16 protein-coding genes and 1 pseudogene are annotated in these 22,007 nt (G+C 44.0%); 14 read left to right on the forward strand and 3 right to left on the reverse strand.

The features are described from left to right. Window positions 1-122 precede the first annotated feature (122 nt). The 3 genes from helD to AC3Y23_RS19935 all read left to right on the forward strand — a co-directional run bounded on the left by helD (window position 123) and on the right by AC3Y23_RS19935 (window position 4,280). Window positions 123-2,549 carry an RNA polymerase recycling motor HelD gene (gene helD, locus AC3Y23_RS19925; protein ID WP_379202192.1) on the forward strand — a complete coding sequence of 809 codons (2,427 nt, stop codon included), beginning with the start codon at window positions 123-125 and terminating at the stop codon, window positions 2,547-2,549. A gap of 426 nt (window positions 2,550-2,975) precedes the next feature. Then, a complete protein-coding gene (locus AC3Y23_RS19930; protein ID WP_379202194.1) occupies window positions 2,976-3,674 on the forward strand; it encodes a class I SAM-dependent methyltransferase in 699 nt (232 codons plus the stop codon). 255 nt (window positions 3,675-3,929) lie between these two features. Then, window positions 3,930-4,280: a DoxX family protein gene (locus tag AC3Y23_RS19935; protein WP_379202196.1), complete on the forward strand. Its 351-nt coding sequence runs from the start codon at window positions 3,930-3,932 to the stop codon at window positions 4,278-4,280. A gap of 149 nt (window positions 4,281-4,429) precedes the next feature. Here the strand turns inward: AC3Y23_RS19935 and AC3Y23_RS19940 are convergent, their stop codons facing one another. Further along, on the reverse strand, window positions 4,430-5,056 hold the full coding sequence (locus AC3Y23_RS19940; protein ID WP_379202198.1) for a TetR/AcrR family transcriptional regulator: 627 nt from the start codon (window positions 5,054-5,056) through the stop codon (window positions 4,430-4,432). A 120-nt stretch (window positions 5,057-5,176) separates the two neighbouring features. Here AC3Y23_RS19940 and AC3Y23_RS19945 point away from each other — a divergent pair, with 120 nt between their 5' ends. Continuing rightward, complete coding sequence (locus AC3Y23_RS19945; RefSeq protein ID WP_379202200.1) at window positions 5,177-6,355, forward strand: MFS transporter; 1,179 nt, start codon at window positions 5,177-5,179, stop codon at window positions 6,353-6,355. 98 nt (window positions 6,356-6,453) lie between these two features. Continuing rightward, a complete protein-coding gene (locus tag AC3Y23_RS19950; RefSeq protein WP_379202202.1) occupies window positions 6,454-7,356 on the forward strand; it encodes a helix-turn-helix domain-containing protein in 903 nt (300 codons plus the stop codon). A 210-nt stretch (window positions 7,357-7,566) separates the two neighbouring features. Here AC3Y23_RS19950 and AC3Y23_RS19955 read toward each other — a convergent pair. Beyond that, window positions 7,567-7,667 (reverse strand): annotated as a pseudogene (locus AC3Y23_RS19955) (transposase); the annotation flags it as partial. A 26-nt stretch (window positions 7,668-7,693) separates the two neighbouring features. Here AC3Y23_RS19955 and AC3Y23_RS19960 point away from each other — a divergent pair. From AC3Y23_RS19960 to AC3Y23_RS20000, 9 genes are all read left to right on the forward strand, one after another. Beyond that, a complete protein-coding gene (locus AC3Y23_RS19960; protein ID WP_379202204.1) occupies window positions 7,694-9,157 on the forward strand; it encodes a S8 family serine peptidase in 1,464 nt (487 codons plus the stop codon). A gap of 120 nt (window positions 9,158-9,277) precedes the next feature. Further along, window positions 9,278-10,165 (forward strand): alpha/beta fold hydrolase, encoded by an 888-nt coding sequence (locus tag AC3Y23_RS19965; protein WP_379202207.1) that lies wholly within the window; start codon window positions 9,278-9,280, stop codon window positions 10,163-10,165. A gap of 113 nt (window positions 10,166-10,278) precedes the next feature. Beyond that, window positions 10,279-10,854 carry a LysE family translocator gene (locus AC3Y23_RS19970; RefSeq protein WP_379202209.1) on the forward strand — a complete coding sequence of 192 codons (576 nt, stop codon included), beginning with the start codon at window positions 10,279-10,281 and terminating at the stop codon, window positions 10,852-10,854. Window positions 10,855-10,878: 24 nt separating this feature from the next. Continuing rightward, window positions 10,879-11,655 (forward strand): AraC family transcriptional regulator, encoded by a 777-nt coding sequence (locus AC3Y23_RS19975; RefSeq protein ID WP_379202211.1) that lies wholly within the window; start codon window positions 10,879-10,881, stop codon window positions 11,653-11,655. A 64-nt stretch (window positions 11,656-11,719) separates the two neighbouring features. Beyond that, entirely contained in the window at window positions 11,720-12,403 is a 684-nt protein-coding gene (locus AC3Y23_RS19980; RefSeq protein WP_379202213.1) for a response regulator transcription factor, read from the forward strand. Then, complete coding sequence (locus tag AC3Y23_RS19985) at window positions 12,404-13,405, forward strand: sensor histidine kinase (RefSeq protein WP_379202215.1); 1,002 nt, start codon at window positions 12,404-12,406, stop codon at window positions 13,403-13,405. It abuts the gene before it with no gap. Between the two features lie 100 nt (window positions 13,406-13,505). Next, window positions 13,506-14,444, forward strand: coding sequence for a VanZ family protein (locus tag AC3Y23_RS19990; protein WP_379202217.1), 939 nt, complete (start codon window positions 13,506-13,508; stop codon window positions 14,442-14,444). Window positions 14,445-14,468: 24 nt separating this feature from the next. After that, entirely contained in the window at window positions 14,469-15,152 is a 684-nt protein-coding gene (locus AC3Y23_RS19995) for an ABC transporter ATP-binding protein (protein WP_379202219.1), read from the forward strand. Further along, entirely contained in the window at window positions 15,149-17,740 is a 2,592-nt protein-coding gene (locus AC3Y23_RS20000) for an FtsX-like permease family protein (protein ID WP_379202221.1), read from the forward strand. The genes AC3Y23_RS19995 and AC3Y23_RS20000 overlap by 4 nt, the downstream gene beginning before the upstream one ends. Window positions 17,741-18,031: 291 nt before the next feature. Here the strand turns inward: AC3Y23_RS20000 and AC3Y23_RS20005 are convergent, their stop codons facing one another. Beyond that, on the reverse strand, window positions 18,032-21,331 hold the full coding sequence (locus AC3Y23_RS20005; protein WP_379202223.1) for an amidase family protein: 3,300 nt from the start codon (window positions 21,329-21,331) through the stop codon (window positions 18,032-18,034). Between the last annotated feature and the right edge of the window lie 676 nt (window positions 21,332-22,007).

Below are 22,007 nucleotides of genomic sequence, written 5' to 3' on the forward strand. Positions count from 1 at the left end.
TTATGTAAAATGTTATAAATATTGCATCTTATTTATATCTTAATCTTATCATGGGGATTCAGGGTTTGTCAAATGTCTTTTTTCATCCTTCAAACGCGTATGACAAGGAGTGTGTTCAGAAGATGATTAACGGTAAGGATTGGCAGGAAGAACAGGAACGGCTGGATGCCGTTACGGAAGAATTACAGTTGAGAATCGCTGAAGTGGAGCCGGAAGTGAGCGGACTTCGTGATCAGGTGGTCGGCATTCGCAAGCAGTTTTGGGAGGAAGTTACGGTCAATACGAGTACGGACGAAGATTTCGAAGAGACCTTCTACAGCATCAAGCAGCAAGAGGCGTTGTTGAACGAGCGCGAACGTAGTCACAAATTACGGCTGCAGCGTTATAAAAGTATGAAACGTCTGCTGCCGTCACCGTACTTCGGGCGGATTGATTTTCATGAGGACGGCTTGAAATTTAGCGAGAAAGTGTATATTGGTGTGTCCTCTTTTGTAGATGAAGATGGGTTAAACTTTCTGGTCTATGACTGGCGGACACCTATTGCAAGTATGTATTACGATCACTCGCCAGGAGCTGCTGAGTATGACACACCGGGCGGACAAATCACGGGGAATATGACCTTAAAGCGGCAATATCAGATTCGGGACGGTAAGCTGCAGAATGTGTTCGACACGAGCGTAACGATCGGGGATGAATTGCTTCAGCAGGTGCTCGGTAAGGGCGCAGATAATCAAATGAAGAGCATCGTGGCGACGATTCAGAGGGAACAGAATGTTATCATCCGCGATGATAAGAGCCATATGCTAATTGTGCAAGGGGCGGCGGGCAGCGGCAAAACATCCGCAGCATTGCAGCGGGTAGCTTACCTATTGTATAAGCACCGGGAGCGGCTCAGCGCGGACCAGATCGTGCTTTTTTCGCCGAATCCGATGTTCAACAGTTATGTATCGACCGTTCTGCCTGAGCTTGGCGAAGAGAATATGCAGCAAACGACGTTTCAGGAATACCTCGCGTATTGGCTTGGCGGCACGATGACCTTGGAAGATCCGTTCGAGCAGATTGAATATGTGCTGACAGCGGCGGGCTCAGAGGAAGCAGAAGCGCGGCTGATTGGTATGAAGTATAAAGCTTCCGAAGCTTTTCTGCACGCTCTCCAGAACTATGCGCTTTGGCTAGGAAAGGAAGGCATGCTGTTCCATAGTATTTATTTCCAGGATCGTGAGTTGATTACCGCTGAACAAATGAAAGCTCAATTCTACAGCTACGACAGTTCCATCCGATTGATGAATCGTGTGTTACTGCTGCAAGAATGGCTGCTGAAAGAGCTGGCGTCGCTTGCGGGGCAGGAGCTGGAAGCGGAGTGGGTTCAGGATGAACTGGATTACCTCGATTCGGATCACTATACGGAAGCCTATAGCATGCTCCGTAAGAAGTACGAGCGGGAACAGGCCGTGTTTGATTTTACGCAGCAATATGTGGATCTCTATGGCGATCGTCCGGAGAAGGAGCAGGGTGAAGAGGAAATCTTCGATTCTGCCCTGCAGCAAGAAGAGATACTGTGCCGGATAATTGTGAAGGCACACTTCAAGCCGCTGCGGCGGGAGGTGAAGCGACTCCGGTTCATCGATGTGATTGGACTGTACAGCCAGCTGTTCGGCGAGGAAGCATCGTATCTGCATATGACGGGTGAGGCCAAAGTGCCTCAGCAGTGGGCGGAAATTTGCATACAAACGAAGGAGAAACTGAGTAGGCACGAACTTTTCTACGAGGATGCAACACCGTTTCTATATTTAAAAGAACTGCTCGAAGGCACGCGGACGAACACCGTGGTGCGGCACATTTTCGTTGACGAAGGCCAGGATTACTCCCCGTTTCAATATGTGTTTCTCAAACGTTTGTTTCCCCGCGCCCGCATGACCGTGCTTGGTGACTTTGGGCAAGCGATTTTTCCCCAGTCAACACAACTAGATGAGGCGAATTCATCATTGATCGGTCTGTACGGCCCGGAGGAAACGAGTCTGATCCGGCTTGTTCGGAGCTATCGTTCTACTCGGCAGATCGTGGAGTTTACGAAGTCGCTGCTTCCTGGTGAAGAGATCGTACCTTTTAATAGAAATGGCGAGAAGCCGTCGCTAGTTGTTGCAGATACTGTGGAAGATCGCGCAATCCGCATTCTGCAGGATCTTGCTGCGCTTCAAGCGGAAGGCTTTGACTCCATCGCAATCATTACCAAGACTGCTGCCGAGAGCCGGGAGGCTTATGAAGCATTGACGGCGCAGGGGGCGACTGAATTGCGGCTCATCACCAAGGAGACTCAGCGCTTTGAGAAGGGGGCATCGGTGCTTCCTGTATATTTGGCAAAAGGCGTTGAGTTCGACGCCGTACTGATCTATGATGCATCCCCGCAAACGTATCAGCGAGAGAGCGAACGGAAGCATTTTTACACGGCATGTACTCGTGCAATGCACCGGCTGTTGCTATATACGACTGAAGATTGGACATCGTTCGTTCAGGCGGTGGATTCGGCATTGGTTGAGGTAGTGCGGTAAGAGGGGATGAGTGAGGACAACTTGGGTCTGAAGAATCTTGGTCTGTCTTAATGATGAGAAGCAAGTAATTCGACGTTGAACCGTAATGACCTAAGTGATGGAATTAGTGAAGAAATTCTAAAAAGCGAAAGCACTTCGATTAGTAGGAGTGCTTTCGCTTTTTATATTGATTTAAAAAATGACTCATAGCAACAAATACTGTTAACGCGAAAAAGACAATATTCACCCCGATTTCTCAATATGCTTTGCGTCTAATATGGTCTTCCAAGTTGCGAATATTTATGGTGAACATGAGATTGTTGAACAGTACGGAATTTGTAATTATGGCTAATAATTAATATGGATTTTTATAACATTTATTGGTATAATTCCTCCTGAACACTCCGGTTTGATGAGAACAGTTGAGAAGAGGAAAGGTGAGCCGAGATGAGTAGAGCAGAGGTTAAATTAGATTTGAGTCGGATTGTTTTTATTGGAAGAACATTTGATGAGTACATGTTGATGTTTGGTCTATCTGAAGAGGAGTTACAAGAACGAAAAATCCTTGATTGTCCGGCGGGGGCATGTTCTTTCACTACAATTGCCAACCAACTAGGGGCAGACGTTACTGCCACTGATATTGCTTATGATCATCCTTTTGAACAGCTTGCTGCAAAAGGTGCCGAAGATATTGCGCATGCTATGCTTAATATGGAAAAAGCACAGTCCAATTACAGCTGGGATTATTTTAAGTCTGTAGAAGGCTTAAGAGCCCACAGGCTACAAGCGTTAACTGATTGTGCCAATGATATGAAAAAGTCACCTGATCGTTATGTCCCTGCCGTTTTACCGGTGTTGCCATTTGTAGATAAGGAATTTGATTTAACATTATCTGCCCATTTCTTATTTATGTATTCTGATCGGTTGGACTATGACTTCCACTTGCAAGCTATACAGGAGTTAATGCGTGTTACCAAGGAAGAAATACGCATTTTCCCTTTGGTTGACCTATCCTGCAATCGATATGAACATCTAGATAAGTTAATTGATTTTATACAAAGCCAAGGTTATATTACGGAAGAAATCAAAGTTGGTTATGAGTTTCAAAAGGGTGCCAACAGTATGTTAAGGATTAAGAAACCTTAATACTATTCGAAAATAACGAAACCACTCCCATATTAGCGGGAGTGGTTTTGTTATTTTATATATGGCTATTCTCGATTCAATATCCTATTCGATGCGTTCACAAGGTCGGCTATGGTGGCGCAGAAGCTATACAAGGCCGGCGAGACTGATCGAATGATAACGGTAAATAATTTCTTGACAAAATGTTCTTATGAAATTACACTAAGTTACATAAATAAAGTTAATGAATAATAGTTATATGGGAGGTTGTTTATAATGAATATTGCATTATGGATCGCACAAGGCTTACTTGCAGTCATGTTTTTACTGCCTGGCTTAATGAAGCTGTTTACAAAACCGAAGCCGGAGCAAAACTTGTCCGTGGGGCTAGTGAAATTTATTGGTATTGCGGAGGTACTTGGTGCTATCGGTTTGATTTTGCCAGGTGCACTTAACATCGCACCATATCTTACAGGTGTTGCTGCGATTGGAACCGGAATTATCATGTTACTTGCAATAATATATCATTTGAGACGCAAGGAAACATCAGGGGCTGTAACCTGTCTAGTACTGCTTTTGATTAGTTTGTTTGTAGTTATCGGACGTTTTGGCATCCAGCCTTTCTAATGAAATAAGTCCACTTAGCCCGCTAAAAAAGCGATTGGCTTGTGTGCTTAGACAAGAAACAGACCGCATCCTGTTGAAGGAATGCGGTCTGTTTCTATTTTGAGGCCTACATAAACCGCAGCGAAGAACTGTCTACTACGGGCTTAAATTCAGTTTATTGGCAGCTGAGATATTGAATTCGGGTTAGAAAAGGTAAAAGAATTCCCGAGCATACGCTCGACGATTCGATTGAATGCCAATTTCTTTTGGTCCAATGAATTTTCCTGCCACAAGAATATCCCTGTATCGAACATAATGTTAACCCCAACGAGTATGAACTCAGCGGTTTCCTGCAGGTCTTGAATTTGAAAGGTTCCCTCAGCTATTCCTTGCTCCAGAATTTGTATCACATAAGGGACGCTTTCCTGGACGATTTGTACGAGGACTTTCTGGTGAATCGATGCATTATATTCGTGGTGAAGAAATTCTATAATGCTCTCATCATCGTAGGATTGTCTCCACAAGATGGCATAGAGTTTGGCCTCCGCACTCATTTCTTCGGTTTCAGCTAGCGCTTTGATCTTGGTGATTTTTTCATCGACCAAGCGCTCCACAATGGCGATCATAATATCTTTTTTAGTTTTGAAATGATAAAAAAACGTACCTTGAGCGATGCTTAGTTTTTTGACGATATCGCTTACAGCAGTTTGATCGTAACCCTTCGCTCTGAATAGTTCCATTGAGGTCTCTATGATTTCATTACGTCGAATCTCTGGTTTTTTGTTTACTCTCTTCATGGTATTCGTGCCCCCTTTGCAATTTTAATTTTATTGACTTGTAGTCAGTTAGTCAATATAATGAACTGGACATCAAGAAACTGACCAATAGTCAGTTAATGCGAAAAGGAGAAAGTTGTTATGAATTTACGCCTTATTTTATATCTCGTTGGCTTCAGTGCCTTTACAGGATCTCTAGGACAAAACTTATATACACCTTTGTTGTCCGACATGCAAAATGAACTGAATACAACAAGTTATTTAATGAGCTTGACGGTCTCATTATTTTTGGTTGCTTTAGCTGTTATGCAAATCGTGTTCGGACCACTGGCAGATACCAAAGGAAGACGAAAAGTGCTTATACCTGCGCTTGTTTTATATTGTGTAGCATCTTTAGGTTGCGCATTCTCTCATTCCATTGGTTTGTTCCTGGTGTTTCGTGTCTTGCAGGGTATAGGTTCAGCAGCCGTTCCTGTTATAGGGGCAGCCGTAATCGGAGATTTGTTCCGTGGAAAAGAGCTGGCAAAGGGAATGGCCACTTATCAGCTTATGCTTTTACTAGCACCTGCTTTAGGTCCACTTCTGGGTGGAGTGATTGGAGAGAAGTTCGGTTACCAAGGTGTGTTTATCTTTTTAACACTCATCATACTGCTGCTTCTGCTCGCTAACATGAAGTTCTTACCTGAGACCAAGTCACAGACAGTATCTACGCAGGGCTTTAGTCTAAAATCGCTCACGATTATTTTTCGCAATCATCTTGGCGCTGTCGTCGTATTGTATGGATCCATCCAGTTTGTAATTTATTTGGTATACATTGTGTTCGTGCCCCAAATTCTAAGTACGTTTTACAGCATGTCTTCGGGAAAAGTCGGTACTGTTCTCCTCCTGATGTCCGTCTGTACGATTGTGAGTATTAGAATGGGAAGTTGGATGCGTAATGTAATGGGAAGCGGCAGAGGCTTACTATATGCCTTTCTCTTTCAAGCATTTAGTGTCGTTCTGTTTGCGCTAACCGCCCATCTATCGTTGCCGATCTTGATTGTGGATGTGTGTCTATTCGGCTTTACGATGGGATTAACTACGTCCATGCCAACGACGATTCTGGCGGAGCAATTTCCAGAGGAACGCGCTACGGTTATCGGCGTGTATAACTTAGTCCGGTATATCGGCAGTGCGCTTGGCCCGATGATTGGCTCACTCCTCTATGTTGAGAGTAACTTGAAGCCTTTGTTCTTAACCTGTGGCGTAGTTTACGTGGTTACTGTCTTGGTTGGCGGCTGGTGGATGCGTTCGAAGCGCGTGAAGGTTGTTACATCTTGAGGAGTTGTAAAAAATAGGGGACGCTTTGATGTACAACTCGAATCAAGTATGCAAAAATTACCGGTGTTATGATCATAACGAAAGGAGGGAGGACTTCCATGTACGAATGGAATGAAATGGTCCAGCTAATGGTAGACTGGGTGGAGAGCAATATTACGGAGAGCACATCGCTTATTCAGATGTCAGAACAGCTAGGCTATTCACCCTATTATTGTTCTAGACAGTTCAATCAATTAACCGGGATGACCTTACGGGATTACATCTGGACTCGAAGGATCAGCCGCGCCGCCCTGGAGCTCCGCGATAGTGATCAGCGGGTTCTAGATGTTGCCGTAAAGTATGGATTCTCATCACAAGAAGCGTTTACACGAGCATTCAACAAGGCTTTTCGGCTCACCCCTGCAGCATACCAAAAAGCTCCCCGGCCTATTCCATTGGCTATTCGTCAGGAGGTATTCTCACCTTATCATTATTTGATCAAGGAGCGGGATAAGATGAGTAAAGTACATTTGCAACCAGCGGAGATCAAAGTCGAGTTCATACCAGCGCACAAATTTATCGGGATCTGGGACATTTCTGTAACAAACTATGGGGACTTCTGGGGAAACGGACACTCTTGTGATGAGATTAGTGGTACGTTGGAGAGTATGTCTAATCATGCCCTTCCTGGACAACTTGGTCAGACGGCAGGATGGTTTTACCGGAATGGGCAAAAGGGGTACTTGTATGGAATCCCCGTTTCTCTGGGGTATGATGGTCCTATTCCGGAAGGGATGGAATGCAAGGAGATCCCGGAATCTGAATATTTGGTCTTTTTCCACCCGATTTTCGATTACCTTAAGGATAATGGCGCTGTTATGAACACAGTGGAAGAAGTAGCTTGGAACTTCGACCCCAAAGGTATGGGATACGAATGGGATGAAGAAACCAAACAGGACTACCAACGGCATTTCCCAGAGGGATATGGTTATGCAGTGTTGCGACCAGTAAAAAAGATATAGCTGTTTAAGGAATGGCCTGAGCACAGACAATACTTGTAATAGCGAAAAGGGGCTGTCCCAAAAGTAGTTTTTTTAACGACAGGAGACAGCTTTTTTCATTCTAACGACAAAAAAAGAACGCAGAACAGCGATTTTCTCGTTATTGGAGAATCGTTGCTCTGCGTTTTTGGTCTACTGCGCTTGCTTCAACACGTTATGGGTAAGCGAAAGTCATCCAACCGGGGGCGTTACTTTCTCTATGCCGCGAAGCAGAAACCGCAGGAAACCCCGGTTGTTCTTCAGTTGTCCAACACACTCTCCGGTTCCGTCATTGATATATAGAGAGGATGAGGATTCATTGCATCAGAAATTATATGAGCCGACATGGTCACGACTTGGCTTTACTTCCCCACCTGAAGAGGATGCAGGTAAAGATATTGGTATTGTAATAATTGATACGATAAGACCTCATCATACAATTCGTCATTTGGGTTCACGAATTAAATATGTTTCAGTTCATAACGATTTATCCGTAGAGTGTCGAGAAATTGCCTTTGAAGAGCCTAACGATTCCGATGGTGATAAAGGTGAGCATGGACTAATGGCTGTACTAGCACTGTCTCATGAGCCTTTTGAATTTAAAGGAATAAAATATACAAGTTTATCACCTGCTTCAAATTTTATAGTTCTCGATCATCTAGCTTTTAAAGAGGGTGAAGGTGAACGGTTAAAACGTGGTATAGATTATATTCTCGAACGAAGTCAAGAGTGGAACATAAAAATAATTCTAAGTATGGGTTGGCACGCATTGGATAATTCAGTTTTGTTAAAAAACACAAGTGAGAACTCTACAGTTCAGGCACTGGCTTCAGCTGTTAAGAGTGGAATCCTTGTAATTTGTGCTAACGGTAATACAAGGTTAGATAATATAATGCCCCCCACAGAATATTTAGCAGTTGGCGGCTATAATGATCATGGCTCTGCAAACATAGATGTTCATTCAGTTTATCCAGATGAGCCTTGGGGAAGAAATGGCGACGGACATAGTAGACCAGATGTTTTAGCGCCAAGACTGTACTTGCCAATTCCTTATTGCGAGGCACTAGAGAAACCTAATGAAATATCGTATTTTTTAGGGACTTCTGGGGCATCTACACTTGTGACAGGGGTATGCGCATATTTACTTTCTAAATACCCGAATCTCCAGATAGATACATTACGAAATGCGTTAGTTGATTTTGGAATTCCTTTAGTCGGCTATGATAACCTGGCACCGAGGATTAATGTTTCGAATGTCATTAAAGCACTTAACGATGGTTACTCAAAAAGCGGTGTTCCGAACCGTCCGTCCCCAATTGCTATTACAAATCCATTCATTTCAATTGTTTCGAGTGATCCCATAGAGAAAGGATTAGCTTTCTCGATCTTGGTTAGACAAGAACAATGCAGTCGAGATGAGTTATGGAGATTTGCGTGTGATGATTCACCTGTGGTAAGAAAAATCGCTATCTGGGCTTTGCAAAAACCGAAAGATGCTGATGAGCGTGACATCTATTGGCGGAATTTAAAGCAAGAGAAAGAAGGTGGGGTGCGTGGTTGGTATACGTATGGCTTATTACAAGATGCAACGAAAAATGAGATAGATTTCTGGCTCCCCTGGGCTACAGATTTAAATTGGACTGTCCGTTGGTGCGTTAATGGATATTTAAATAGGTTTTCAGAATTTCCTAAATTAGAAAAAACTCATGACCCTGATTCAATACTTAACAAAGCGTTGCCGATTTATGAATGGTATGAAAAATATAAGCTGCACTTAACCTAATTGAATGGGGAATGAATTAAGGTATATCGGAAAAATTGAAAGTAGTAGTTGAAGCTGAGGAACCTCTCAAAAGCATTAGGCATAAGCTGAGTTATATCGATGTTGAGAGGATGTTTTAGCATGTATCCTTATTACCCGCAGGTTCCTCAATTTTCCTATCCCAATTACCGTTTAATGCCTTCAGGCTTCTATTACTCCCCCTATCCTGCAAGCGGATGGTTTGGGCAATATGATGCCCGTGAAACATTTGAAAGTCACCGGTTGCCTCCGGAGCAAAAACTGACCTTTGTACTTGTACATGGCTCTTGGGCCGATGCCCACTTCTGGGACGGCATAGCAGCGGAGCTGCGCAAGAGAGGGCATGTCGTTTATACGCCAGAATATGCTGGGCACGGTAAAGACCCGAACAAAGCAGTTACGCATGAGATGATTACGAAGTCTGTCGTCGACTATGTAACAAGAATGAACCTGCAAGACATCGTTCTCGTCGGGCATAGCTTCGGTGGCTCGGTCATCCAGAAGGTTGCGGAACAGATACCGGATCGCATTAGGCGGCTCGTCTTTTGGGATGCGTTTGTATTAAAAGACGACGAGGCTATAGTTGACGAGTTACCGTCTCAAACGGCGCAAGGGTTCGCACAGCTCAGAGCCGCTTCGAATGACGATACAATTATGCTTCCGTTTCCGCTGTTTCGGGCCCTTTTCGTTAATACAGCGACTTTGGAGCAGGCCAAGTGGATATACGCAGGCGTCACTCCGGAACCGGCAAAACCACTCTTTGAGAAGTTGGATCTCAAAAAATTCTATACACTCACCACGCCTAGCAGCTATTTGTTTTTTTACCAGGACAACGTTTTTACAGGAGCAGAGGGCCTTGGCTGGTATCCGCATATGGCATCGCGGCTTGGGATGTTCCGCCTGATCGTCGGTGACGGAGACCATATGACGGATGCATTCGTAAAGCCGGCCTATGTAGCGCAGAAGCTGTACGAGGCGGGTCGAGACTGATTGACTGAGCAAATTTGTACACCTCCGGATGGAGCTTATGATCAGCAATAATGTACTATATGTCACTCATTATAAGATGTAGGATGTGAGAACCGCTTGAAAGGAACCTTCTCATGGACACTACATCTTTTTTGATTTACTGCGTGATCGCTACATTTACACCGGGGCCTACGAATATTGTCATCTTGTCCACTGTTAATCATTTTGGGGCAAAAAAAGCAATGAAATATTCGTATGGAGCCACGGTTGGTTTTGGCTTATTACTTGTTGTTTCCGCCGTCTTGAATAATTTACTACTAACCATTCTACCGAAAGTATTAATGATCATGCAGGTCATCGGGAGCCTTTATATGCTCTATCTGGCGTATCTGATATGTAAAAAGAGTTCGTCAGATAAAACCGAAAACCAAGCGGCCACGTTTTGGTCTGGCTTTATGATGCAGTTATTAAATCCTAAATCCGTTCTTTTCACATTGACTGTAATTCCAACATTTGTTCTGCCCTATTACAGTGGAGCCCCTGCTATAATGCTAAGTGTTATGGAGATAACATTGGTCGGTTTTTTAGCGTTTATTACATGGGTTCTCTTTGGCACGATCTTTAAAGAGTTCTTACAGAAGCACGATAAGATTGTTAGTGTTATGATGGCCATTTTTTTAGTTTACGCTGGTATCATGATCTGGATTTAGATAAGTTCATATAGAGGTGCTATAATGGAGAAATTTCTCTATAAAAAATCGGCAGGTATTACTGCATTGTCGGCAAGTATGACCGAATTCAAGTATAAAAAGCATGCTCACAAGGAGTATGCAATCGGTGTAACCTTACGCGGGATTCAACATTATCACATAGATGGCAGCTTGCAATTATCTCATCAAAATGGCGTGATGTTCTTCAATCCAGAACAAGTACATGACGGTATGGCACATGATGAGTCAGGTCTAGATTATGTGATGTTATATATTGATACGACGCAAATGTTTCTAGAGGGTATTGGAAAAAAGGATATTGTGCGCTTTTCAACGCCTATTGTGTACGATGATAGACTTGGACAACGAGTTGTAAGCCTGTCTCAAGCAATACTAAGCGAAAAAGATGAAGCGTTATGCAGTGAGTTATTTCTATCTCTGACAGATAGTCTTGTGCAGACCAAGCTTTCTTTGGACGACAAGAAGGATAGCTCGATCATAAGAAAAGCAAAGGATATGATTTATGGAAACCTGGAGCATGTCCTCAAGCTTGATGAGATCTGTACAGAGCTTAATTTATCGAAATATCAATTTATCCGTATATTTAAGGCTCACACTGGAATTTCACCCTACCAGTACTTCCTTAATTGCAAAGTAGAACGGGCAAAGCAGTTGATTGAGAAAAATAGAGATATCTATTCAGCGGTAGCTGCATGCGGTTTCTTTGATTTAACCCACTTAAATAAACACTTTAAAAGCGTATATGGAACAACCGCCCTTGAATATATTTCACATTTTTAGTCGATAGATCAATTAAGCCTGAAAAAATTAGAATAATTAACGCAAATGTAAGGATGATCCCCACATGAAAATTTTATTAGTCGAAGATGATAAGACGATCGCCTCAGGTCTGGAATATTCGCTGCAGCAAGATCATTACTCAACGGTTCTATGCCATGATGTCGCCTCAGCCAAAAAGGTACTCGAAGAAGATATCGATCAGTTCGCTTTGTGCCTGTTCGATTTACAGCTTCCGGACGGAAGCGGCTATGAATTGTGCAGGATGGTGAAGGAGCGGCGGGATATTCCGGTTATCTTCTTAACGGTGATCGACGATGAGGTCAATGTTGTGATGGGGCTTGATATGGGAGCTGACGATTATATCACCAAACCGTTTCGGGTTCGTGAGCTTCTCTCCCGTATCAAGACTGTCTTGCGAAGATACCAGAAGTCGTCCCACACGGGAGCGATCGTAGATATCGATAATGTCCGTATCCATACGCTGGAAGGAAAAGTGTATAAAAACGGCGCCGAGGTTTCGCTGACCGCCTTGGAATATCGCTTATTGCTGATCTTCGGCAACCACCTTGGACAGGTTCTTACAAGAAATCAGCTCTTAGAGCAAATCTGGGACATGGCTGGCGAGTTCGTGAACGACAATACCTTAACGGTTTATATTAAAAGGCTGAGGGAAAAACTGGAGGATGATCCAGGGCAACCGGCTTTGATCAAAACCGTACGTGGTTTAGGCTATAAGGTTGGTGATTAGATGCTGCGTAATAGGGAAATTCAATTGTTATTGTTCATCATGGGCTCCATTAGCGTAACGGCAATCATTGTGGCTGCGTTCATTTCGTTTGTCACAGCAGCGTTTGTTTGTATTCTATCCATTCTGCTTATTGCCAGCAGTTTGTTATTCACGAGATGGAGATACCGCGAGCTAGAGAAGCTGTCCATCTATTTACGGGAGATTAGCAACGGTAACGATACGCTTGACGTTCGGGATAATCAGGAAGGCGAGCTTAGCATTTTAAAAAATGATATTTACAAAGTGACACTCATGTTGTCGGAGCATCGGTCGCTTCTGCAACGGGACAAGCTTCAGCTGACGGATGCCATATCTGATATTTCACATCAGCTCAAGACGCCGCTCACTTCCATGACGGTCATGGCCGATTTGTTAAGCGCCCCTGACTTACCTCCCGCCAAAAGAACAGAGTTCACCCACCATATCCGCATTCAGCTTGAACGCATCGATTGGCTTGTTTCCTCTTTATTAAAATTATCGAAAATGGACGCGAAAACCATCCCATTCAAAAAAGATGTAATTCCCATGAACAAGCTTATTCAAAAGGCATTAGAGCCGGTGATGATTCCGATGGATATTAAGGGACAAAATCTTTCCATTACGGGAGATGACGAAGTCACTTTTATCGGCGATTTCAATTGGACTGTCGAAGCAGTCATCAATATTTTGAAAAACGGTGTAGAGCACACGCAGGAAGGCGGAGCCATTTCGATCGTATTTTCCGAGAATGCTTTATTTACGGAAATCATTATTGCCGACAATGGAAAAGGCATTGCAAAAGAAGATTTGCCTTATATATTCAAACGTTTTTACAAAGGGAAAAATGCCAGCGAAGGTAGTATCGGTATAGGGCTTGCGATGGCTCACAGCATTATTGCCAGCCAGAACGGAGTGATCGATGTGACGAGCGATAGCGGGCAAGGCACGCAGTTTCGGATTAAATTTTATAAGCAAGTCATTTAGGACACTCGGTAAGTGACTGAATTGTCACCTTTATCGTCACCGGAAAGTCATGTTAGACAGATAGAATAATATCCATCAGATAAGCGATGGAGGTACCACAATGCAATTGAAACAACAACGTAAGATTCTTTTGTTCCTGACCATATCCTACTCTATTGTAATTCTTTATTTTTTGTTTTTCGCTTTCGGTAGAGCAGGTAAGGCAGGGTACGCTACTGAGCACACCTTTATTTTTTTACCAGACAGTTTTTTCAAGATGCCAAGTCTACCTGATTTTCTGCACCCAACGTTGATGGATTTTGTGGGTATTGGAAACTTCATAGCCTTCGCCCCTTTTGGAATCTTCATTCCGTTGTTATACCGGACTAGCTTTGTTCGATTTATTACATTGTTCATCTTGTCCATATTCGTACTGGAGACCATTCAGGGAATAACGATGCTTGGCAGCTTCGATACGAACGATGTCATTCAGAACGCAATAGGCGCAGCCGTTGGATTCGGGGCGTATAAGCTTGGATTTCGTACAACAAACGTCTGGAGAAATATAGCGGCTACAGGTATTTCCATAGTTGTCCTTATGAGCGGGATCTGGGGGTGCTTTGTAGTGGTTGATAAAGTGTTCACCAAAGAAATGGGTCCTTTTATAGCTATAGATGAATTGAAAGACAGCGCTGGCAATCTATCAACGGGAACGAAACAATCCAGTCTCATCATTGGCGGTCATACTGTGAAACCCCATTATAATGTGTATAGCACCGCAGGAAAAATGAAGGAAACGTATACGTACACGTTAGGCATTGAGGAGGAGATGTATCTCTTCATAAATTATGGCATATCTGACCAAAAGGGTAATTATGGAAGTATCAGTGTTTCCGTCGATGGGAATGAGTACCTTAGCATATCTGCAGGAGATCAAGGCCATGAGATAGGTGAGTCTGAAATGTATCTCCCGCAGGCAAATGAGCTTAGGATCACCATTGAGGGAGAAGGAACGCTATGGGATGTTGGATATAGCAAGATGAAGTATTTCTGGGAATGAGTATCGAGGAAAGGAGGGATACCTTTGGAGATTTTAAGAATAGAGCATCTCTCTAAAATGTACGGCACAGGTGAATCTGTGGTAAAGGCGCTTGACGATGTTTCTTTCTCTGTTCAAAAAGGCGAATTCGTCGCGATCATCGGCCCGTCCGGCTCGGGGAAATCGACGCTTCTCCATATGCTGGGCGGTGTGGATCGGCCGACTAGCGGTAAAGTTTTTGTCGAGGATACGGACCTGTATGCCTTGAATGAAACACAGCTGGCCATCTTTCGGCGCAGGCAAATCGGCTTGATCTACCAGTTCTTCAACCTGATTCCTGTCCTGACGGTGGAGGAGAATATTACGCTGCCGCTCCTGCTGGATAAGCAGAAGGTAGATAAAAAGCATCTGGATAGTCTTGTCAGTACGCTGAATTTGCAGCATCGGCTTAACCATCTGCCGAATCAATTATCTGGTGGACAGCAGCAACGGGTCTCGATTGGCAGAGCAATTATTGGCAATCCTGCGATCATGCTGGCAGACGAGCCGACGGGCAATTTGGATAGCAAGAATAGCAGCGAGATCGTCGAACTTTTGAAAATGCTGAATAAAACCTATCATCAAACGCTGATCGTTATTACGCATGACGAACAAATCGCCTTGCAGGCCGATCGGATCATTTCGATTGAAGACGGAAGGATTGCCAAAGACGAGGTGATCCGGCGATGAATATTGTCAATACACTCACCATCCGGCATTTGAAACAAAACAAACGGCGGACACTCGTAACCATCATCGGTGTAATCATTTCGGTTGCTATGGTGACCGCTGTTGCTACATTTGTTTTTTCTTTTTCCGATTTAATGATCAGGCAGACCATTGCGGATAGAGGGGAGTGGCATGTTCAATATCAGAATGTAAACAAAGAACAACTCGCGGCGATACGCGCCGATGATGCAACCAAAACGGTTGCGGTCACAAAAGATCTTGGGTATGCCTTATTAGAAACCGGGCAGGATCCCAATAAGCCGTATTTGATCATCAAGGAATATGATGCACAAGCTTTCACGCAACTTCCAATTGGATTAAGCAAGGGGCGGCTTCCGCAAAGTGATAAGGAAGTCGTTATTTCCGAAGCTGTTGCAACGAATGCTAAAGTGAAATACGAAATTGGCGATCACTTAACCCTTCGCGTTGGCGAACGATTTCAGCAAGGGGGCGATCATCCCCTAAATGAAAGAGATCCGCTCCGTAGGGTAAACGACATTTTGATTGAAACGCTACAGCATATGAAGACAAAGGATTATACGGTGGTGGGGTTCATCAAGCGTCCCGTATGGGAAACGAATTGGGCTCCAGGATATACGGCTATTACTTATCTCGATGATAAGCTTATCGGGGCAAATGATGGAGTCAATGCGGCCGTAGTCCTTCAGAGTATTAATCCCAACTTGTTCACGCATGCGGAGAACTTGGTTGAAAGAAACCACATCAAGAGGGTCGAATTTAATAACGATTTACTTCATTATTATGGCTTGTCCAAAAATAAAGCCTCATACAGCACCATATACTCCTTATCGGTGATCTTGATAGCCGTTATTATGATCGGCTCGGTTTCACTCATCTATAATGCTTTCGCGATATCCGTTTCGGAACGTTCCCGCCATTTAGGGATGCTCGCGAGCGTGGGGGCTACGAAAAGGCAGAAGAGAAACGCTGTACTTTTTGAAGGGGGCGTCATTGGTGCGATCAGCATTCCCCTTGGAATTTTATGTGGTCTTGCCGGGATGGGAATTATCTTTTGGTTCCTGAATGCCATGATTCAAGGCGCGTTATGGACCACTGAAAAGCTGACGCTCATCGTCACACCGTTAACGCTTTTGATCATCTGTGTTGTCTCGATGCTGACGATTTTCATTTCGACGTATTTCCCGGCGGTCAGAGCATCTAAAGTATCCGCCATGGACGCCATTCGCCAAACGAGTGATTTAAAGCTCACGGTCAAAGCCGTGAAAACATCGAAATTCATTCGCAAGCTCTTCGGCATCGAGGCGGAAATCGGATTGAAAAATCTAAAACGGAACAAACGAAGATATCATGCTATCGTATTTTCGCTCGTGATCAGCATTGTTTTGTTTCTGACAGTATCCTTTTTTACTGCCGGGGTGAAACAATCTCTGAATATGTCGCAAGAAGGTGTCAATTTCGATATTGGAGTATCGTATAGCAATGGACAAAGAATCGACGATTCATTGGTACAAGCAATTGCATCCCTGAATGGAGTAACAGAATACAACGTGATGCATGATTTGTATAAGAACGCTTGGATTGATGAAGCATTCATCGCCGATGAACTGCAAGAGAAGGTTAAGAAAGATAAGAGTTTGCTGCAAGAGGGAAAATATCCTTACGATATTAAGATCCATGCCTTGAATGATTTCAGTCTGCAAGCCTATGCCAAAGCGGTCGGCGTAGATTATGAACGGCTCATAGACCCGGAGCATCCTGCCGCGATCGTGAGGGATACGATCCATTACAATGATATGGACACAGGAAAATACGTGCAGACGAAGGCCGTATATGCGAAGGTCGGTCAAGTCATCGAATTAACGAATATCTATGAAGAAAATGTGAGAGAAACGAAGCTAAACAAAGTGATCATTGCCGCATTGACGGATCAAGCTCCTATGGGGATGAACGCAATAGGTATAGGCGGGGTAGATATTATCGTTTCGGAACGGATCTTGAATACATTGACAGTCGACGAGGACCTAATTAACGTTCACACCTCCCTCCATTTGAAAAGTACGGAACCGATGAAGACGCAACAGGAAATCGAAGAGATGCATGAGACTAATCTGAATGTCAGTAATTTATATCAATCCAGAAAAAGTGAAGAGCAACAGATTCTTTTGCTGTCCGTCTTTTCTTATGGTTTTATCGTATTGATCTCAGCGATTTCCATTGCGAATATTTTTAATACGATCTCCACGGGTATATTCCTTAGAAAACGAGAGTTTGCGATGCTTAAATCCGTTGGCATGACGCCAAAAAGCTTTGCGAAAATGATGAACTATGAAAGTATATTTTATGGGGTCAAGTCGCTGCTCTTCGGGCTACCCGTCAGTTTCGTCGTGATGTATGTGATCTATAGGGCATTTGCGAATAGATTTAGCTACGGGTTCACCATACCGTGGATAAGCATTGTGTCTGTCGTTGTCGCCGTATTTGTCATTGTCGGTTCGGCCATGCTATATTCCAGCGCAAAAGTAAAAAAGGAAAACATTATGGATGCATTAAAGCAAGAGAATATATGATAGGCCACGTAGATGGGGTGGAAAATCCGATTGATTTTGGCGTGTCTGGAGGCTACTCTATGAAACAAACTAAATTAATCCTCTTGGAAGGTCTTCCGTCTACAGGGAAATCAACAAATTCAGGATTTCTTTTGTAGCATAAAAATGCTCCCCATACAGTAGACAGGTGAATTAATAATACCTGTTGCTGTATGGGGAGCATCAGTCGTAGAAAAGCTACTTTTGGGATAGCTTCTTCTTGTATGATTCCTTAAATGATAGCTGAATAATTAGAACTGATAGATGTAATTACTACTTGATTAGCTTCAATACCTTGGTCACCATTGTGGAGAATTCTGCTCTAGTGATGTCATTGGCAGGTCTGAATGTGCCGTCTGTATAACCCGTGATGATCTGGTTAGCTGTTAGTGCTGCAATATAGTTGTATGACCAGGAGTTTGCTGGAATGTCTGGGAACGAAACGGTAGTGCCGTCACTCAGTTTGAATGCTCTTACCAGCAAAGCGGCCATTTCTTCACGGCTTATCGGAGCATCTGCTTTAAACGTACCGTTCGTGTATCCAGTCATAAGGCCAGCATGTTGTGCGGCTCCGATGAATCCAGCAGCCCAGTGGCTGGAGGTAACATCTGTAAAACTGTTCGCCTGCGGTGTCAATCCGAGTTCGGTAGTCAGTACCTTCACGGCTTCTGCACGGGTGATGCCCAGATTAGGTCTGAAGCTGCCATCTGGATAGCCGTTGATCAGTCCTTTTTGAATCAGGAAGTCAATGCTTTCTTTTGCCCAATGTCCATTTGTATCAGTGAATGAAATGGTTACTGGTGGTTTTTCTGTCTGTGCGCCATCTTTTCCAGTGGAGCCTTTTGGAGGCTCAGTTGGTCCAGCAGGTCCGGTTGTTCCAGTAGGGCCAGGAGTAGGAGTGGGTCCAGTGGGTCCGGTAGGTCCGTTAGGTCCAGGGCCAGTAGGGCCAGTAGGGCCAGTAGGACTAGTAGGCTCAGTAGGCCCAGGTTCAGCTGGTTCAGTAGGTTTGGCTGGTTCAGTAGGTTTGGTTTCTGGTTCGCCCGATCCACCCTGAGGATCAGTTGTCTCGTTCGACAGGTAAGTTAGCTTAGGTGCAAAGCTTGTGAGAACGCGAGCTTTTGTCTGTTGCTCTAGCGCGTAGCCCATGCCGAGAATGTTGGCATCATCCCAAGCCTTGCCCACCAGTTGCATAGACAATGAGTAACCATTTGGACTAGTGCCTACAGGTACCACAACGGTTGGTAGACCAACGTTGGATGTCAAGACACCAGTGGCTCTATCTGAGCTCAGCTGACTAGCTGCACTGTCATTGTTGTATACGTCACTGATGAATCCAGGATACACCACGCTGTCAACACCGCTTTGATCCATCCAATTTGCAATTATACTCTTATAATTGGTTCTGTAATTAATATAGGCTTGTACTTGAGCTTCAGTCATACGTGGGCGAACTTGTAGGTTTCTTTGGTTGTACAGCAGTACAAGTGGTGAAGCGAGTAGATGATCACCGGTCTCATAAGGGAAATCCTTGTGCAGCTCGATGTAACGTGCCCAACCTTCGCTACCCACGTTGCCCCCTGGATTTGATCCGCCGCTAGGTGGAGAACTCATTTCGACCATTGTGGCGCCTGCTGCAATCAGATCAGCAAAATGCGCTTTAACCGCCTCGCCTGTACCATCATCTGCGTACGAAGAAACAAATGACGAAGGGATATAGCCGATACGCTTGCCTTGTAGGGAATTAGCATTCAGCGCCTTAGTCCAATCCTCCGGTTTTAATCGATCCGCATCCTTGGTTAGGATATCTTCTGGATCAGTTCCTGTTGTAGCATTAAGCAATATAGCTAGGTCGGTCACGGTGCGAGCAATTGGGCCTGCATAATCCTGACCCCATGTCAGTGGCATAACGCCGCGTGTGCTGGACATGCCGTCTGTACCGCGGAAGGTAGTTAAGCTTGCGCCTACGGAAGGGGCGTACAGAGAAACGCCTGTTTGTGTACCCATAGCTGCTGCGGCGAAGTCTGCTGCTATAGATACTGCTGAACCGCCACTTGAACCAAACGATGTTTTGGACGGGTTAATTGCATTCCATGTCTGCATCCAACCGCTTTCGCTCATGCTGCCGCTATTGGCAAATTCCGATGTATTTGTCTTACCAATGATGATAGCGCCTGCTTCTCTTAGCTTCTGTATTTGATAAGCGTCTGATCCAGGCTGCCAGCCTTCAAGCGCTTTGGACCCGCCTGTCGTTGGCATGTCCTTCGTGTCATAGATATCCTTGACTGCAATTGGAATACCTAGCAATGGTCCTGTCTGACCATTCGCTCGAGCTGCATCTGCTGCCTTAGCCTGCTCGAGGGCTGTTTCTCCAACATGCAGGAAAGAGTGGAAGCCAAGCTGACCCAAGTCATAGGCATTAATACGATCTAGATAGGCTTGTGTGATAGCTGCTGAGGTAGTAATACCATTCTCCATATCAGCTTGCATTTCTGCAATGGTCTTGTTCACTACATCATATTTGGAGGTTGTAACCATTGGTGGTACTGCTGGAGCTGGTGGAATAGGTAAGGTGGTAACTGTGGAGCAAGCACTAGGGTCATAGCCTGGTAGTTTAGTTAGATCCCAGTTGCTTATTGTGCACACCTGTTCTGCTGTTAGGTGGGTGAAATCGGGTTCAAGCACTAATTGATTCATCGAATCGGCAGCTGTGGTCAACTTATTAGCGTCCGTATCGCCTACTACTACATATCTAGCAAGTGACTTGGTTTGATTAGGCTTGAGGGATAGGCTATGAATGAAGCCGTAAAAGTTGGAATCATTGCCCGAAGCGGCCATTGGCGTTGTGAATGGATTTTTTTGTTGGTTACCAGTCCCCTTAAGAGCACCTTCGAAGGGACCTGGGGTACCAAGAACAATACCAATCGGTCGGTCTGCAGGTCTGGCGTTATCTACTAGCACCCATGAGTCTTCATTGTTGATGATGGTGTCACCACTGGACGTCTGTTGAATGGAGGCGTGGTATGGACCTGTTCCATAGCCTAGTGATCCACCAAATGATACATCAACTGTCACCGGCGAAGAGGTTGTGTTGGTGAACGTATCGAAGAAACGAGTTCTGTTATTTGTGCTATCAAAGTAGACATCTCGTGTAACGTGTACATCGCCGAGATTAACGGAGCGAGTGCTAACAAATGTATCTGTGCCATCGTATACAAGTCCAAAGTCACGCATCATTTGGCCATTCATGCGAGGTTCTGGCTGGGTTGATACTTGTACGAAAATATTACCGAAGCCTTGCATCGGTGTAGAAGTCGCACTGCGAACACTACCTGTATCAAGGTTTGGTGCGAAGGAATCGTGGAAATCCCATTTTGTGCCGTTATCCGCTGTAAGTCTCGTTAGTGCATGCGCGCTATTAATAGGTAGCAGGCCGGTGATAGCGATGGATAGTGAAAGTGAAGCTGCAAAAATAGATTTCTTACTTAAACGGTGGCTTGCTGTTGGGGAGGCTTTGATGTGGTCTCTGTGTGCTTGATTTCTTGTCTCTCTCTGTTTGTTCTTGGATTTAATCAATATGTCTCAACTCCCTTATGTAATCTAGTGGAATTCTAGCATCGTGTAAAATATTAAGTCAAGTATAATGTCATGTTAAGTTATATAAAATAACGCTATTAATCGCATATTCAAAGGTTTTTCTTTGTTTTTTATAGCTAAAAAACCCTTGTTAAATGAATTTACGGGGTATTTTTCGTATTATTTAGCTTTCAGGCAATAAAATCTCATTTTATTGATGGATTAATAGAGTATATGTTATATAATCTAACATTAATTTATGGAATCACTCTTAACTAAGCGTTCATTTGGTTAATGACAAGTAAGTTGATGTCACCTTTTCGAATGAAATAAAACATAAATAGGCTAAGATAGATCAGTGATGATCATTATCTTAGCCTGTTTATATGGGTTCACCGTTTAATTTCTAAGGGTAGGAATTAGGCGATGGTGATTGATTAACAAGTTTAATCCGTCGATTATATCTGTCACGGTTATATCGCTAGACATTAACGTTACCGTTGCGCAGCCTTCTTTTCCAATGACTGCAATGGAGAGATCTGCTTCTCGAAACATTAGCTCATCATTCACACCGTTGCCCATAACAGCAACACCTTGATCGAGCTGGCTAATAAACTTTCGCTTTTCTTCCCGCTGATTATCTTTACCTATAACTTGCAGTTCTACAGGTAAATCT

The organism is Paenibacillus sp. MAHUQ-45, assembly GCF_058133325.1.